A 13,087-nucleotide genomic window follows, 5' to 3' on the forward strand; every position below is an offset into this window, starting at 1 on the left:
TTTTTGGGCGAAAAAAAAGCCGCTCAGGGCGGCTTGGGTTTTTGCGAAGACAGCTACCTGGCGAACATACCCCACCAGAATACGTGTCCTATGAGCGATATTTGCTGGTCCTGAATGTCCTGATAGGTGTAGTCCTCGTCGGGATACTCGTCGCGGTTGAAACTGCGGAATCGCAAGCCGGTGGGTAGCCTGTAGAGCTGCTTCACGCGCAGCTGCCCGTTGTGGTTAATTGCGTAAAGATCGCCATCGACCACGTCTCCGAGGGATGTTTTGCCTGTGTTAACACCGACTGTTGCTCCGTCGCGAAGCACCGGAAACATGCTGTTTCCGCGCACAGTTACACAGCGTGCGTTGGAAAACTGCACGTTGTTATTTCGCAAATCACGTTTGGCGAATCTCAGAAGTGAGGAGTCATTATCCTCAATGGAGTATCGACCAGACCCGGCGTCAAGCTCGACCTCCCTGAGAAATGGGACGTAAACCTCATCGTCACTGAGAGGGGTGGCATCGTCCCAAACCTTGATAGGGCTTAGTGATACTCCCTCTTCAGTATTCTCCGGCGTTGCATCGGTCGTTACGTTGATTTTCGCCAAACGCTCAATGGTGCCGGCGATTCTCGGGCTGAAAGAAGAAACCGGCTCTTTCAGCAGGCTGGAGAAGCGGGCAGCGCTCATTACATTCAAGGCGTTCAAGCCATTTAAGTACATGCTGATCGCCGTTTGGGACATGCCAAACGCCTCTGCGACCTTCTCCTGGCTCAGGCCAAGCTCTTTTTTCTTCGCGTTATAGATCCGCTTGAGTGCGTTGCACTCCGCGAGTTCGGTGTCTGTGAGCAGTCTTTTCTTCATCCCGCAAGCCTATAACCTTCGGTGTTGAAAAACAAAAAACCTGCGGTGTTTACAATAAAAACACCGCAGGTTATCTTTCTCGGCATGTGCCAATTTCAGGTGAGCCCATGACGCCCCTCCTCCTCAGTGACTTTGTGTCTGATCGCGGTCAGGACGAAGCAGCAAGAATCCTAGGTTCCAGTCAGACCACGATCAGCAAGGCTCTCAAGTCCGGTCGTTTAATTTTGGTTTCTGAGCGCGCTCCAGGTGTTTTTTCTGCCCTGGAGTTCAAAGGGTTCCCATCCGGTGGGAGCCGGGAAAAGGCTCGCCTCGACCTTGAAGACATTGTGGGTCAAGTCAGTGCTGTTGGGCAGACTGCTATCGCTGCTGTGAATTCATCCAGTACCCAGCCTGGTGTTGTTCAGTGACGGCTGCTCCCTCCGACCTCCCTTCGGAGTCGTTTCCGAAGATGGCAGGTTTTCGCATGCGAAAACTCCACTTCCGCGCATGCGCGGGCGCCATATACGCCAAAGTAAATGGCGTATTGGGCAGATTTCATATTTCCAATGAATCACTTATCTGTTGCGGGGCAGTCGCCCAGCACTACTTAGATATGAGTTCCACTTTAGGAGGACGCGATATGCGCGCCCAGGCATCTATTCCCGCCGCCCGACCAGGGTAGGCAGCGAACCTCTCAGGGGAGGGGGTCGCATATTTTTGTGTCGTGTAACGATGGGTTGGACCTGAAAGACACGCACAAAAAAGCCCGCTGTTGGAGGCGGGCTTCTTTACCAGCGCTTGGTTGGACAAGCGTTTCAGTACTTCTTCGTCTGTTGGAGGACGAGTTCATGCACCCGAAAAATAGCACTGCCCAACAAACTGCGCAAGAGACCCTGACAACTGAAGTCGGTTTTTGCGAAACCCCTATTGATAACAAGGGGGAGTACATGCTCCAAGTCGTTCCCGGTATCTGCTCCCGTGACGCAATTCAGCATGCGCGCACCCTCGCTTCTGGCCTCGGCCAGATCTGCCAGCACATGCACGAGAGCCTGAACTATGGCGAGATGGTTTATTGCGACGGTATGGCCACTTTGAAATTTGTGGCCGATAGCGTCAGCGCACTCCTATGGTCTGTTCAGCGCGGTCTCCCCTCGGAAATTGAGAGTTCAGGGGGTGGCCAATGAAGCCTCCAATGTGGAATCAGTTATTGGTCGACGTTGAGCGCGAGTTTCCAGCTTGCTCAGCAAGGGGCGCGAAACTCACGCCTGATCAGGTTGAGCGGCTTCAAGCCGTGGAAAACGCCAACGACAACTTCCAGATCAGCACGCTGCACGGTGTTGCGGCTATCGGCGAACTCATCGCGAACGCAGCGAACCGCAACGAATTGAGCGAAGAAGTCGCAATGAGTGCTGGCTGGCTCATCAACTCGCTTGCGCTGCTTTCGATGTCTATGGCCGAAGCCGGCGCTGCGGCTGCATACAAGCTGCAGAACCTCCCCCACCAGGGAGCGGCCAAATGAACGAGCAAATACCAACCATGCAACAGGCGGCTCAAGAGGCCGAGTTCCAGCTGTGCGCGGCCAAAGATGTGCTCGAATGGCAGCACGCATTGATCAAGGCTATCCACCTAGACCACCTGCACGACGGCGGAAAAGGAATTGGCGTCTTGTTTGAGGTGGCGAAGTACTTCAACGACACCGGTTTTTGCGGAGTTTATAGCGCTATCGACCAATTCAAGGAGCTTGGCGAATCCGCGCCACAAAACGCGCAATCCGAGAACGTGGCGCGGGAAAGTGGGGGTGATGAATGACCATCGCCAAATTCCAAGGCGGCGATGCCGTCACCATGACCAGCATCGAGCTACTCGACCTGGTCAACGAAGCCCGTACTGAATTTGGCGAGGGAGATGTTCGCCGCAACGACTTCACCGCACGCTGCCGGGACGAACTCGCCGGCGATCACTACGAAACTTTCGTAGTTCAAAATTTGAACAAAACGGAGTCTGTAGAGCTTCGCATGACCCGCGACCAGTGCATGTGGGTACTGATGCGCGAGTCGAAGGCTGTTCGCCGTCGGGTCACCGCCAAGCTCAACCGCCTTGATCAGCAGCCAATAGTGCCCGCCTTGCCCGGCGACTACATCAGCGCCCTGGAACACCTGCTGGCATCGAAACGCTCCGAGCAGTTGGCGATCGAGGAGCGCGACAAGGCCATCGAAACCAAGGCCGAGATCGGTTCGCGCCGCGAGGCAACGGCAATGGCTACCGCCTCGGCTGCCGTCAGGCAAGTGCAGAAGCTCAAGGATGACCTTGGGGTTGGCACTCGGCAGGCGGCGATTCTAGCCGTAGAGAAGGCTGTCGGCCGCAAGTTCGGCGTTTCCGGTTACGTGCCTCTGCGCCGCTGGTGTAAGGAGCGCGGCATCACCGCCCCCAAAGTATTCCACCCCACTTATGGCTTCGTTCGCTGCTGGCCCGCCGGTGCCTGGATGGAGGTTTACCAAATTGACCTGGCTGACCTGTTTGGCGCCGACGGAGAACAAGCATGAACAAGAAACCTACCCACGAACAACTCATGACTCTGATCGCCGAGGCGGCCATTGACTTCCAGCAAGCCGAGATCCTGCGCAACTCACTCAAGCGCGAGCTGAGTTCGATGTATGCGACCTATTTCCGCGCCCACGGTCGCCCAGGCAACGGCGAACGCACCCGCTTCGACTTCGAAGACCCGGCTTATCGCGGGGTGGTGGAGTTTACCCAGGGGGCGTACGGCCGCTGGTTTGATCAGCGCGCCCTCACTACACGACTCAAGCGCAAGTTGCGCAACTTGGTTGAGCGTCTGGAGCGTGCCCAATGACCAACGTTATCGATTTTCCGGCTCAGTTGCCCATGGAGCATATTGATGAGGCGCTCTTTGAAAAAAACAACGACGCCGCGCTGTTGCTCAAGTGCTTTGAAGTGGTCAAGGACGCGCTTGAGGTGATCGACGAGCCTGAATACTCCATCGAAAAGGAGGATGACACGCACATTGATCTGATTCGCGCGTTCTATGCCTTGAAGGTGCTGTTCCGGCGGAGGACGGGGCACGATGCAGATCAAGTTGCCAAAGACCACTATGAGGCAATGACTCGCCATCTGCTGGGGGGAGAACCGCGTCCCGAAAACAAAATACCCGTCGTTGTGTACCCGGCCGAGTGCCTGCATGACGAAGCGTTCGACGGCCTGACTGATCAGCAGCTGGCTTGCGCGGCGTTCAATTACAGCGACCGCGCTCGGCGCCTGCTCAATGAGCATTCTCCGACTGGCCTGGCGCTCGACGAGGCTCGCACGTTCTCCATTGACTCCACCACCGCCCTGCGCCTGCTGGTATTGCGCCTGTCTGGCGGCTCGGTGGAAGCCATGGGCGCCGCGATATGCCGCAAGCCTGGGGAGACGCTGCAATGACCAGATCCGAGGAAAGAAGATTTCGTTCAATTGTGGCTGTGCTGTTCTTGGCTGGCTTCACCACCGAGGAAGTTCTCCAGTTGGTCCGGGAGCGCCGTATATGAGCATTCTCACCAGCGGCACCACCCTGCATGTCAGCGCCACGGCCGAAGTGGTCGCTGGTCCCTGGCCAAACTATTCCAACTGCCGCCACCTGCCTGAGCGCGACAGATGGGAGGTCTACCCCATGGCGAAGGCTTCCCGTGGCGCCCTTGAAGATCGCGGAGTCGTCATGACCGAGAGCTATGACGCGTTCATTTCCCGGATAACGCGGGAGCTGGATATATGAGCGTTCAAGCCATGTCCTGGGCGCTGACGCAGCAGGTCGTCACCGATTCGCATACGCGGCATGTGCTCCTGTGCCTGGCCAACTATGCCGACCAGTCCGGCCGTGCTGCATTTCCTGCCGTTTCGAGCCTCGCGCTTGATACTGGCCTGGCGCCGCGCACCGTCCAATATCGACTGCGTGAACTGGAGTCGATTGGGCTGATTAAGCGTGGAAATCAGGCAGTCGCCGCTGCCTATATCACGCAGCGTGATCGCGTTCCGGTCTGCTACGACATCGACCTTTCACGGGGTGCACAGGATGCACCCCGCTCTGAACGGGGTGCACCTGACGACGCAACGGGGTGCACGCCAGAACAGAGCGGGGTGCACGCCACGACAGAACGGGGTGCACCGGGTGCACCCAATCCACCCATTAACCACCCATTAACCATCCTTAACCAAAAAGCAGGCGCTAAGGCGCAAGAGAAGGGTGGTAAGGCCAAGGCTCAGAAGTTCGATCCCATGACTGCCAAGCCTGCCAATGCATCCGATCAAGCATGGGCTGACTTCTGTGAAATGCGGAAGGCCAAGCGCGCACCACTGACCCTGCGAGCCTGCGAGCTGATCGCCAAGAAGCTGGCCAACCACCCAGAACCCGACGCGGTGCTGGATAAGTCCACCACCAGCAGCTGGTCGGATATCTACCCAGAATCGGTGCTGCCTGGTGCTGGCGCCAAGAACGGTAAACCGTCGGCATTCAACAACTTGCCCCAGCACACCGCCGATATGTACCAAGGAGGCGATAATGGCCCAGCGTTCTAATTTCCGCCGCCAGCCTGAGCAACGCACCTTCGCCGGCGAGTGCCCGGTCCACGGTGCGGTTGATCGCTCCGAGATTGAGCAGTTCGACGGATCGATGCTCGCCCGTCCATGCAAGCAATGCCAGTTCCACGGACTGCGCGTGGCAGCGGTGGGCAGTATCGAGCATACCCAGGCCTTGGCTCACGCTGCCGCCGAACGACTCAACGGCGCGCTGGTTGGCTCTGGCATCACGCCACGGTTTGCCGACTGCACTTTCGCCACCTATCGCGCCACTACCCCGGCCATGTCCGAAGCGCTCGAAAAGTGCCAGGGATACGCTAACGACTTCGGCCAGCACTACCAGGCCGGCCGCAACCTGCTGCTGACCGGGAATGTCGGTACCGGCAAGACCCACTTGGCTTGCAGCATCGTGCGCCAGGTCATCGGCTTGAATGCGATCGCAGTGATTACCACCGCTGCCGAGATTATTCGGGTGTTCAAGCGCTCGATGTCTCGCGATTCGGGTTACAGCGAAGGCGATGTCATCGATGAACTGGCGAGTTTTGACCTGCTGGTGCTTGATGAGGTCGGCGCCCAGGCGGGCACCGCGTACGAGTTGGCGGTCCTGCATGAGGTAATCGATCGGCGCTATCAACTGGTCCGGCCTTCGGTACTAATTTCCAACCTGCCGGCCACATCGAAGCAGGACGTCGAGGGGAAAGCCACGCCGAGCCTTGAGCAGTACATCGGCGCCCGAGCGCTGGACCGCCTACGGGAGAACGGCGCGTTGCTAGCCGGCTTCACCTGGGCCTCGGCACGGGGGCGCGCATGAACGAATACCGCGAACTTTATAGTGATGAGGCTGAGCACGCGCTGCTCGGCGCGCTGATGTTGGATGGTGAATTGTTTGACTCGATCACCGCCAGTGTTACCACCGCCGACTTCCACGATCCGGAGAACGCTGCGCTGTTCCAGGTCATGCTGGACCTACACGCGACCGGGGCACCCGTTGATCCCGTCACGCTTCACGACTTCAAGCCTGTCCTTCCGAGTGGCGGAACCACCATTGCCTACGCTGGCGAGCTTGCGAGGAACACGCCCAGCACCGCCAACTGGAAGGCATACGCACGAACGGTGTCAGAGAGGGCAGTGCTTCGGCGCTTGGTCGAAGCTGCCGACGCGGTGCGTGATTCGGCCAACGAGAACAGGCCGGTGGCTGAAATCATCGCCAGCGCCCAGCAAGCCATGGCCGACCTGCGCGACCTCGACACCGGCGAGCCCGATTACAAGCGCATGGATGAAGTGGTAACCAGAAATATCGACATCATTGACTCGAAATACAACGGAAACCTTGCGACTGGGCTGTCCACCGGACTTACAAAGCTGGACGAGATGATCCGAGGCCTGCGCAAGAAGACGGTAACCATCGTCGCCGGCCTGCCGGGCAGCGGTAAAACCACGCTCGGTTTGCAAATTGCCCAGCACATCGCATGTGGGGGGCTTGGCGTCGGCATGGTGTTCTCGCTTGAAATGCCCGAGGAAGAACTGGCAAACAGGGCCTTGGCGTCATTGGGTGCCGTCGACCTGCGGGTACTGGACAGTGGGAAGCTTGAGGACGACGACTGGCCGCGCCTGACCTCAGCCGTCAACAAGATCAACGGCAAGCCGCTGTATGTCAGTGATAAGTCTGGGCTCACCGTGGCGCGCATCCGCAGCATCTGCCGACAGATTCAGCGAAAGCACGGCCTCGACGTGGTGGTCATCGATTACATCGGCCTGATTGGCTCCGACGGCAAGGCGTTCAACCGCACGTCCGAACTCGGAAAGATATCGACCGGCATTGTGAACATCGCCAAGGAGTTGGACGTGCCGGTGATTCTGCTGGCCCAACTTAACCGCGACTCAACAAAACGACCTGGCAAGAAGCCGATCGCCTCCGATCTGCGCGACTCCGGACAGATCGAGGCTGACGCCCACTGCATCATCCTGGTTCACCGCGATATGGACGAGGAGCAGGGCCAGAACGGCGCGACCGAACTGATCATGCCCAAGTGCAGGCACGCGCCCGTTGGTTCATGCGTAGTTCAACAGCAGGGCAGATTCGCCCGGTTCGTCGACTTTGCGGGCCGTGAGCCCACCCAGGAAGAGGTGGAGATCAATCGCCCCTTCTCTGAGCAGTACAGGGGGAGGAAGAAATGATGATCGCCACCGTAGTGTTAGACCGCATCGCAGGAAGCGCTAATGCCGAGCAGACAGGCGTTAGATTCCAATTTCCGCGAATTCAGCTACAGCCCACGGCTTGCGAGGCCTGCGCCCCGCATCAGCAAATTGTGATTATGGAGGTTTATAAAAGCCTCGGGAGTGCCGCAAATGAGTAACGTAACGGCGGCATTGCCGCGCAAAAGTCTGCTGGATCATGAGCGCAAGTTCTTGAAGATTGCCGGGGAAGGCCTTGCCCAGGAGAAGGTTGGCGGTGCTGCGGCATTGGCCTGCCTTCTGGATATGGTCGCCAGCTGGCATGCCACCAGGGTCAACATCGAGTTCGGAGACTACTGCAAACGCTGGGTAGCCGAGGGTAACGCCAAGAGCAAGACCGCCGACGCGCTGTTGCGCAACCTGCTCGGCCTGGATGACAACCCACCACCTCGCCGCATTCGGAGGGCAGCATGAGCATTTACAAGGACGCAGGACACTGCATCAGCCGAGTGATGTCGATCGAGATCCACGACGGCACTTCCAAGCCGGCATGGCAGAACCGATTCAAGGCCTCCGCCGATGATGAGCTGCTGACCAGTCGGATTGATGACGGGTTATCGCCGGAGGAGCGCACCACCCAGGATGCGATGACACGGGCAATGCTCAAGCGCACCTTGGCAGACGCACAGTGGCACGCGCTGGCCGGCAAGTACTCGGTGAACGAAGGGGAGGTCCAGGAGGCCGCCCGCTACCTGATCCCCCGAGTGGTAAGCCCGGCGCACCACCTGTTCAAGACCAAGTGCGTTATGGCCTGGATGGTGCCGGAGCGCCGCCGGGGGCTGCCGGCCAACTTCTACGAGATCCACACTTGGGACGCGGATGGAACTCCAGATCGTACGCTACGTCGATGGAGGGCCACGACCATGCGCTGGCTTGATGATCAGGTGAACGCAGCGCACATCGTCGTCGAGTCATTGCTGGAGGAGAATGGCCTGCTGTTGCAAAGCGCAGCTTGACAGTGACCGAGTGACCGTTTAGATTCGTAACCTGCGGTTCGGTGCGTGCATAGGTAGGCACCCCGAACAGAAAACCCGGCCATTGAGCCGGGTTTTTTTGTGCTCGTTGTTTACCCAGCGAGACTGCGGTATAGCAGTGATTCGACAATCACTGGAGCTTCCCGCATGAAACGCGACAAAGAGTTGGCCCTAAGAATGCTTCAGGTTGTTCAAGAGAACGCTGATACGGAAGGCATGGATCTCGCGCACCTTCGGGGAGCGCTGCCAGGCCGCCATGGGGTATGGACCGCCGAGATGATTTACCACTTGGGTCTCTTGGTTGAGGCTGGCTACCTGAGCAAGAAAGCAGCCACGGATATCGACCCGACGACAGTGCAACTGACCTGGGCAGGTCATGATCTGATTGAGCAGTTGATGAAATAGATATGCCAGATTCAATTGGGCTTGCCTTCGGCAGGCCTTTTTTTTGCGATTTTGTTGCGAGAGCCACAGCCAGGGTGGGCCTTCGGGCAGGGCCTGGACGCGGTATGGCCGGAAGTCACGCGTTACGAATGAACACCGGCAGCCAATGCACCTATGACCTCCAGTTGATGCAGGGTGGTATTGGCGGGCAGCGTGGGAAGACACGCATTTGCGGGTAGCGCAGGTCGCTAGACAGCCTTCCAAGCTTTCGATCAGGGTTCGATTCCCTGTATCCGCTCCAAACATTCATCACGGCATTCGCGGCTGCGCAGTAACTGAAACAGTGACCGCATATGCGGAGTCTTCATCGGTCATTCAATTGGCCTGCGTGGAAGGGCTGTACAGCGGAAGGCGCACACACACTTGGCCAAGGGGCTTTAAGTTCGCAGCTGACCGATGCCGGGGTTCGATTCCTCCAAGCTTGGCGCAGATAGGCAGACGTGCCGAACCAGTTGAATGACCGATGCAGATGAGCAAAGCCCGGCCGGCAGCAGTGACGGCGCAGGGGAAACAGTCAGCGTGGGGACTGGAGGGAAGCGCCACGACAGTGATCTGACAGGGTCGCCATCTGTATCAACCCACATTGAGCCAGGGTGCGCAGCTTTGCGCAGTTGGTGCGCACCTGCGCAGTTTGCGCAAAAGCAGACGCTGCGCGGGTTGTGTGTAGTTTGCAGGGGATTGGAATTGCGCATATTGCGCAGCTGATGCCCGATTGTTTATGCAGGTTATCGCCCAGGCAGCTGGGCTAAGTCGGTAGAGGCGTCGTCTAATCCCGTGCGGACAATGGGCGGCTACGCGATGAGAGGGCAGGGTACGTGACCCGGCGATCTGCCCCACCAGAGCTGGAGAGTTGCACCAGCCACCTGCACCCATTCAAGAGCCCCGCCATCGTGCGGGGTTTCGCGTTTCTGGAAGGCGGCGCCAAGTGGTAGGCAAACCGGTTTGAACCCGGTGCTGCTGGAAACGGTAGGGGTTCGACTCCTCCGCCTTCCGCCAATCAAAGAGTTTTATGTGGGTGAATGCTCAAGGATGAGCAAAGGCCGGATCAGCAGCATGGATCGCGTCCGGTTGCCCGCGCCTATTACGACCTGGAGATCCGCAATGCAGAGCCATGACTATGTGCCGGGCCTGTCTGGCCTGCGGCTGGATGAGGCGACCGGCGCCATGGAGCTGAATTCGGTAGGCACGGGCCAGTTGAACGTCCCGCGCCTGATCACAGTGGAAGTGGGGGACTGGGCCGAGAGCGAACTGCCAACCAATGCGATCGAGCGTTACCGGTTCATTGGTGACCAGGTTATGGCTATTCCCGCCGAGTACCGCGACGGTGCGGAATTCTCGACCACGGACGAGTCTTACGACCTCGATTGCACCGACATTCGCACCAGGCTGACCTACAAAAGGCCAGAGACGGCTGCTGAGATGGCAGAGCGCACGGCCGCAAGCCCGTCAGCCAGCACGCTGGTGGTGTCCGCTGATCGAGTAGAGATCCGCGCCGGCGGCCACGTCATGATCGTGATGGCCGCTGAGCCGCCATTCGTGCTGCACGCTGATACATGCCACATCAATGGCCGGATGATTGCCGACCGCTAACCAGATAGGTGAGCCCATGCCTTTTGTAGTGATCCCTCAGCCTTTCCCCAACTCGCCGCTGCAGACGCAGTTCGCAACCGAGGATGAGGCGAACGCCCGTGCTGAACAGATGGTTCAGCAGGCGCCCAAACAGCCAGTTTACGTCGCAGAACTGAAAACGATGTACCAAGGCTCAGTGACCGTCACCACCGCGGCGGCAGTTGCTCAGCCACTGAATCCCGAACAGGGGTGATTGCACCGCCACGCCGTGAGGCGTTGCAGCGACGTGCCGTATCGTCGAGATGACGACACACAAGCACAAACCGCCAGGGTTCGCCCTGGCACCTATTCAGGCTGCCTCGACAGACACCGACAGGCGTTTACCGAGCGCGGCCAGGGCGTTTTCCACCTGTTCCATCTTCGATGTGTGCAGGAAGTCGACCAGGCGATCCCCCTGGGCCTGGTGAACGCCCAGCAACCGGCATAAGTCGGCCTTGCGCATATCCCGATCCATCATCGAGTTCCACAGGGCGATCTTTGCCACGGTCACCGCTGGTAGGTGGATGACGTGTTCGCCCGCCTGGGGTGCTGATGCCGCTGGAATCGCTCGGCGCTCGTCGACGTAGATGGATAGCGCACTCTCAATCGCGTCCTGCGCTTCACGGATCGCGTGTTCTTTGTCGTCGCCGTAGCTGTTCAGCTCTGGCAGGTCACGGCAGAACACGGCCAGGCCGGGAGCGCTGTCGTCCTGCTCAAAGCGGATTGCGTAGTTGTACATGGTCACTCCTTTGGAGGTGATCGCTCAGCGTGCAGATGTGGTGAAGGGGCTCATCAGAGCCCCAGTTGTTTAATGATCGCCTTGCGGGTCGGTTCGGGCATTTCCTTGCTTCCGTGATCCGCGAAGGTGGTCCTGTTGCCGTTTGGGGCGGTTACTTTGAAGTGGCTTCCCTTGCCAGCTTCGAAGGTCACCCCTTGGGCCTTCAACCATCGTCTGAACTCGCTGAACTTCATCACCTCGCCTCGTTGTTGGGGTGAGTTCATTCTACAACACTTTTGTTGTAGTGCAGCACTTATGTTGTGTTTTTATTTGGAGAGACGGATGGACCCAAACGACCTCGGCCCAGGGACGCTCGCGTGGCTGAGTGGTACGGGCACCGTAGTGCTTGGTGGCTTGCTCTGGCTGAGGAAGTTCCTCTCCAAAGACGCGACCGACCGGGCAATGGATAACGCCGATATCGGCACCGTGCGCCGGCTGAATGAGCTGCTCGACACTGAGCGCGCCCGGGCCAATGCCGCCGAGGCCAGAGCCGACCAGTTCGCGAAAGAGCGCAACGAGCTCGCCGCAGCAGTAGGGCGCATGGAAGGCAAAATCGAGGCGCTCACCAGCCAAGTCGGCCAACTTACCGAGCGCGTCACGCTGCAGAGCGAAGAGATCCACCGCCTGCGCACGAAGCTGGGAGACGACAACTAATGGACAGATGCGCAATGGAGTTCATCGCCCGTCACTGGTGGCGTCGGGTTGAAGGTTGGCTGATTGCCCTCGTGCTGGTAGCCGGAGGCGCGACCCTGGGCTGGCAAGCCGGCGTGTGGTCAACCACTGCCGAACACACCAAGCAACTCACCGAGGTACGCGCCGCCTACGACGCAGCCCTGGGCAAGCGTGATCTGCGGCTGACCAACCTGGCAGAGAAGACCCAGGACGCAGCAGTGAAGGTGCAAGAGGCATCCCACACCGCCGTTCAGGCAGCTGACACGGCCAGCAAAGCAGCCGACAAGGCCGGTGAGGCGCTGACGCGGGCACAGACTGAGGAGCGACCATGATCGAGCTGACTGACCACAACGGGTACAGCCACTACTTTGCCCCCGGCGCCATCGCTCATGTGCAAGAGACCTCAACCAGCTCGCAATACCGGGGCATCCACGCAATTGTCCGCACCTTTGACGGTCGCGAGACAGAGGTGCGGGAGTCTGCCCAATCCATCGTCAGCAAGATCAGGCAGTCGAGCTGAAATCCGCGCCACGTTTTCGTATGCGCCAAATCGTGGCGCGGATATTTATTCAAATGGCGGTACTGATTCCCAGTGGATGACGATCTCCGAATAACCGTTCTTCAAGAGAGCCGCACGCTTTTCTTCTGTAGTGGTGAGGCCTCTGTCCGACGTTGGAAGTTTGTCTTCCTCGAAGAAGTAGATGACATCTTCGTTCTCGGCAAAGTGAGCAGGAGCCTCGCTCTTGTGCGATGCGCCATTCAGCTTGTAGTTGATGTCCGCCAACAGCGCACGACCATTTTCCAAGTCATCGAGAACCGCTATAGCGGTGGGCTCGTAATCCCACCGTAGATGACGAATGGGGCCGGTTTCATCGTGGATTTGGTAGAGAGGTCCTAAGCCCTTGTACCAGTCGGGGCGCGATTCTTCGATTCTGTATTTCGACACGCTGCGTGCTCCTTGCTTTGAATGATCCTCATGAATA

The 13,087-nt window shown here is 58.5% G+C and carries 23 protein-coding genes and 2 tRNA genes; 21 read left to right on the forward strand and 4 right to left on the reverse strand.

The features are described from left to right. Positions 1-53 precede the first annotated feature (53 nt). Entirely contained in the window at positions 54-848 is a 795-nt protein-coding gene (locus ACM530_RS14210) for a S24 family peptidase (protein ID WP_416364995.1), read from the reverse strand. A gap of 107 nt (positions 849-955) precedes the next feature. Here ACM530_RS14210 and ACM530_RS14215 point away from each other — a divergent pair, with 107 nt between their 5' ends. The 18 genes from ACM530_RS14215 (at position 956) to ACM530_RS14300 (ending at position 10,868) form a co-directional block, all read left to right on the forward strand. Beyond that, entirely contained in the window at positions 956-1,255 is a 300-nt protein-coding gene (locus ACM530_RS14215) for a Cro/CI family transcriptional regulator (RefSeq protein WP_416364996.1), read from the forward strand. Positions 1,256-1,675: 420 nt separating this feature from the next. Beyond that, complete coding sequence (locus ACM530_RS14220; RefSeq protein WP_416364997.1) at positions 1,676-2,011, forward strand: hypothetical protein; 336 nt, start codon at positions 1,676-1,678, stop codon at positions 2,009-2,011. Positions 2,012-2,019: 8 nt separating this feature from the next. Further along, complete coding sequence (locus tag ACM530_RS14225) at positions 2,020-2,346, forward strand: hypothetical protein (protein ID WP_177069209.1); 327 nt, start codon at positions 2,020-2,022, stop codon at positions 2,344-2,346. Next, positions 2,343-2,636 (forward strand): hypothetical protein, encoded by a 294-nt coding sequence (locus ACM530_RS14230; protein WP_416364998.1) that lies wholly within the window; start codon positions 2,343-2,345, stop codon positions 2,634-2,636. The genes ACM530_RS14225 and ACM530_RS14230 overlap by 4 nt, the downstream gene beginning before the upstream one ends. Next, positions 2,633-3,370, forward strand: coding sequence for a hypothetical protein (locus ACM530_RS14235; RefSeq protein WP_416364999.1), 738 nt, complete (start codon positions 2,633-2,635; stop codon positions 3,368-3,370). Before ACM530_RS14230 ends, ACM530_RS14235 begins: the two co-directional genes overlap by 4 nt. Continuing rightward, the gene (locus ACM530_RS14240; RefSeq protein WP_416365000.1) at positions 3,367-3,678 is read left to right on the forward strand and encodes a hypothetical protein; all 312 of its coding nucleotides are present in this window, start codon (positions 3,367-3,369) and stop codon (positions 3,676-3,678) included. Before ACM530_RS14235 ends, ACM530_RS14240 begins: the two co-directional genes overlap by 4 nt. Next, positions 3,675-4,265: a hypothetical protein gene (locus tag ACM530_RS14245; protein WP_416365001.1), complete on the forward strand. Its 591-nt coding sequence runs from the start codon at positions 3,675-3,677 to the stop codon at positions 4,263-4,265. The genes ACM530_RS14240 and ACM530_RS14245 overlap by 4 nt, the downstream gene beginning before the upstream one ends. Positions 4,266-4,365: 100 nt before the next feature. Further along, on the forward strand, positions 4,366-4,593 hold the full coding sequence (locus ACM530_RS14250) for a hypothetical protein (RefSeq protein WP_416365002.1): 228 nt from the start codon (positions 4,366-4,368) through the stop codon (positions 4,591-4,593). Continuing rightward, positions 4,590-5,393 (forward strand): helix-turn-helix domain-containing protein, encoded by an 804-nt coding sequence (locus ACM530_RS14255; RefSeq protein ID WP_416365003.1) that lies wholly within the window; start codon positions 4,590-4,592, stop codon positions 5,391-5,393. The genes ACM530_RS14250 and ACM530_RS14255 overlap by 4 nt, the downstream gene beginning before the upstream one ends. Beyond that, positions 5,377-6,204, forward strand: a complete 828-nt coding sequence (locus ACM530_RS14260; protein ID WP_416365004.1) for an ATP-binding protein — start codon at positions 5,377-5,379, stop codon at positions 6,202-6,204. Before ACM530_RS14255 ends, ACM530_RS14260 begins: the two co-directional genes overlap by 17 nt. Continuing rightward, complete coding sequence (locus ACM530_RS14265) at positions 6,201-7,571, forward strand: replicative DNA helicase (protein ID WP_416365005.1); 1,371 nt, start codon at positions 6,201-6,203, stop codon at positions 7,569-7,571. The genes ACM530_RS14260 and ACM530_RS14265 overlap by 4 nt, the downstream gene beginning before the upstream one ends. Positions 7,572-7,742: 171 nt before the next feature. Further along, positions 7,743-8,042 (forward strand): hypothetical protein, encoded by a 300-nt coding sequence (locus ACM530_RS14270; RefSeq protein WP_106118265.1) that lies wholly within the window; start codon positions 7,743-7,745, stop codon positions 8,040-8,042. Next, complete coding sequence (locus ACM530_RS14275; RefSeq protein WP_106118264.1) at positions 8,039-8,584, forward strand: hypothetical protein; 546 nt, start codon at positions 8,039-8,041, stop codon at positions 8,582-8,584. Before ACM530_RS14270 ends, ACM530_RS14275 begins: the two co-directional genes overlap by 4 nt. Before the next feature lie 165 nt (positions 8,585-8,749). After that, on the forward strand, positions 8,750-9,007 hold the full coding sequence (locus tag ACM530_RS14280; RefSeq protein WP_106118263.1) for a DUF2513 domain-containing protein: 258 nt from the start codon (positions 8,750-8,752) through the stop codon (positions 9,005-9,007). A 210-nt stretch (positions 9,008-9,217) separates the two neighbouring features. Further along, positions 9,218-9,287 (forward strand) — tRNA-OTHER (locus tag ACM530_RS14285). Between the two features lie 669 nt (positions 9,288-9,956). Next, positions 9,957-10,042, forward strand: a tRNA-Ser gene (locus ACM530_RS14290). A 105-nt stretch (positions 10,043-10,147) separates the two neighbouring features. After that, positions 10,148-10,636 (forward strand): hypothetical protein, encoded by a 489-nt coding sequence (locus ACM530_RS14295; protein WP_416365006.1) that lies wholly within the window; start codon positions 10,148-10,150, stop codon positions 10,634-10,636. 16 nt (positions 10,637-10,652) lie between these two features. Beyond that, positions 10,653-10,868, forward strand: a complete 216-nt coding sequence (locus tag ACM530_RS14300; RefSeq protein ID WP_078826855.1) for a hypothetical protein — start codon at positions 10,653-10,655, stop codon at positions 10,866-10,868. A gap of 96 nt (positions 10,869-10,964) precedes the next feature. On the opposite strand, the gene ACM530_RS14305 is transcribed toward ACM530_RS14300, so the two are convergent. Beyond that, on the reverse strand, positions 10,965-11,393 hold the full coding sequence (locus ACM530_RS14305) for a type II toxin-antitoxin system HicB family antitoxin (protein ID WP_078826854.1): 429 nt from the start codon (positions 11,391-11,393) through the stop codon (positions 10,965-10,967). A 53-nt stretch (positions 11,394-11,446) separates the two neighbouring features. Continuing rightward, positions 11,447-11,626: a type II toxin-antitoxin system HicA family toxin gene (locus ACM530_RS14310; protein ID WP_038413159.1), complete on the reverse strand. Its 180-nt coding sequence runs from the start codon at positions 11,624-11,626 to the stop codon at positions 11,447-11,449. A gap of 88 nt (positions 11,627-11,714) precedes the next feature. On the opposite strand from ACM530_RS14310, the gene ACM530_RS14315 reads away from it, so the two are divergent. Genes ACM530_RS14315 through ACM530_RS14325 form a run of 3 tightly spaced genes read left to right on the forward strand, consistent with a single transcriptional unit; the run spans position 11,715 to position 12,624 of the window. Further along, positions 11,715-12,086, forward strand: coding sequence for a hypothetical protein (locus ACM530_RS14315; protein WP_054919604.1), 372 nt, complete (start codon positions 11,715-11,717; stop codon positions 12,084-12,086). Beyond that, positions 12,086-12,436 carry a hypothetical protein gene (locus tag ACM530_RS14320; protein WP_054919601.1) on the forward strand — a complete coding sequence of 117 codons (351 nt, stop codon included), beginning with the start codon at positions 12,086-12,088 and terminating at the stop codon, positions 12,434-12,436. Before ACM530_RS14315 ends, ACM530_RS14320 begins: the two co-directional genes overlap by 1 nt. Beyond that, positions 12,433-12,624: a hypothetical protein gene (locus ACM530_RS14325; RefSeq protein WP_416365007.1), complete on the forward strand. Its 192-nt coding sequence runs from the start codon at positions 12,433-12,435 to the stop codon at positions 12,622-12,624. Before ACM530_RS14320 ends, ACM530_RS14325 begins: the two co-directional genes overlap by 4 nt. Before the next feature lie 45 nt (positions 12,625-12,669). On the opposite strand, the gene ACM530_RS14330 is transcribed toward ACM530_RS14325, so the two are convergent. Beyond that, positions 12,670-13,050: a hypothetical protein gene (locus tag ACM530_RS14330; protein ID WP_416365008.1), complete on the reverse strand. Its 381-nt coding sequence runs from the start codon at positions 13,048-13,050 to the stop codon at positions 12,670-12,672. Positions 13,051-13,087 lie beyond the last annotated feature (37 nt).

The organism is Pseudomonas sp. NFX183, from assembly GCF_047943075.1.
GTDB lineage: Bacteria > Pseudomonadota > Gammaproteobacteria > Pseudomonadales > Pseudomonadaceae > Aquipseudomonas.

What these genes read in the sequence shown, in the direction of transcription:
- ACM530_RS14210 (WP_416364995.1), bottom strand. Translation starts at nt 848, where the DNA reads ATGAAGAAAAGACTGCTCACAGACACCGAACTCGCGGAGTGCAACGCA.
- ACM530_RS14215 (WP_416364996.1), top strand. Translation starts at nt 956, where the DNA reads ATGACGCCCCTCCTCCTCAGTGACTTTGTGTCTGATCGCGGTCAGGAC.
- ACM530_RS14220 (WP_416364997.1), top strand. Translation starts at nt 1,676, where the DNA reads ATGCACCCGAAAAATAGCACTGCCCAACAAACTGCGCAAGAGACCCTG.
- ACM530_RS14225 (WP_177069209.1), top strand. Translation starts at nt 2,020, where the DNA reads ATGTGGAATCAGTTATTGGTCGACGTTGAGCGCGAGTTTCCAGCTTGC.
- ACM530_RS14230 (WP_416364998.1), top strand. Translation starts at nt 2,343, where the DNA reads ATGAACGAGCAAATACCAACCATGCAACAGGCGGCTCAAGAGGCCGAG.
- ACM530_RS14235 (WP_416364999.1), top strand. Translation starts at nt 2,633, where the DNA reads ATGACCATCGCCAAATTCCAAGGCGGCGATGCCGTCACCATGACCAGC.
- ACM530_RS14240 (WP_416365000.1), top strand. Translation starts at nt 3,367, where the DNA reads ATGAACAAGAAACCTACCCACGAACAACTCATGACTCTGATCGCCGAG.
- ACM530_RS14245 (WP_416365001.1), top strand. Translation starts at nt 3,675, where the DNA reads ATGACCAACGTTATCGATTTTCCGGCTCAGTTGCCCATGGAGCATATT.
- ACM530_RS14250 (WP_416365002.1), top strand. Translation starts at nt 4,366, where the DNA reads ATGAGCATTCTCACCAGCGGCACCACCCTGCATGTCAGCGCCACGGCC.
- ACM530_RS14255 (WP_416365003.1), top strand. Translation starts at nt 4,590, where the DNA reads ATGAGCGTTCAAGCCATGTCCTGGGCGCTGACGCAGCAGGTCGTCACC.
- ACM530_RS14260 (WP_416365004.1), top strand. Translation starts at nt 5,377, where the DNA reads ATGGCCCAGCGTTCTAATTTCCGCCGCCAGCCTGAGCAACGCACCTTC.
- ACM530_RS14265 (WP_416365005.1), top strand. Translation starts at nt 6,201, where the DNA reads ATGAACGAATACCGCGAACTTTATAGTGATGAGGCTGAGCACGCGCTG.
- ACM530_RS14270 (WP_106118265.1), top strand. Translation starts at nt 7,743, where the DNA reads ATGAGTAACGTAACGGCGGCATTGCCGCGCAAAAGTCTGCTGGATCAT.
- ACM530_RS14275 (WP_106118264.1), top strand. Translation starts at nt 8,039, where the DNA reads ATGAGCATTTACAAGGACGCAGGACACTGCATCAGCCGAGTGATGTCG.
- ACM530_RS14280 (WP_106118263.1), top strand. Translation starts at nt 8,750, where the DNA reads ATGAAACGCGACAAAGAGTTGGCCCTAAGAATGCTTCAGGTTGTTCAA.
- ACM530_RS14295 (WP_416365006.1), top strand. Translation starts at nt 10,148, where the DNA reads ATGCAGAGCCATGACTATGTGCCGGGCCTGTCTGGCCTGCGGCTGGAT.
- ACM530_RS14300 (WP_078826855.1), top strand. Translation starts at nt 10,653, where the DNA reads ATGCCTTTTGTAGTGATCCCTCAGCCTTTCCCCAACTCGCCGCTGCAG.
- ACM530_RS14305 (WP_078826854.1), bottom strand. Translation starts at nt 11,393, where the DNA reads ATGTACAACTACGCAATCCGCTTTGAGCAGGACGACAGCGCTCCCGGC.
- ACM530_RS14310 (WP_038413159.1), bottom strand. Translation starts at nt 11,626, where the DNA reads ATGAAGTTCAGCGAGTTCAGACGATGGTTGAAGGCCCAAGGGGTGACC.
- ACM530_RS14315 (WP_054919604.1), top strand. Translation starts at nt 11,715, where the DNA reads ATGGACCCAAACGACCTCGGCCCAGGGACGCTCGCGTGGCTGAGTGGT.
- ACM530_RS14320 (WP_054919601.1), top strand. Translation starts at nt 12,086, where the DNA reads ATGGACAGATGCGCAATGGAGTTCATCGCCCGTCACTGGTGGCGTCGG.
- ACM530_RS14325 (WP_416365007.1), top strand. Translation starts at nt 12,433, where the DNA reads ATGATCGAGCTGACTGACCACAACGGGTACAGCCACTACTTTGCCCCC.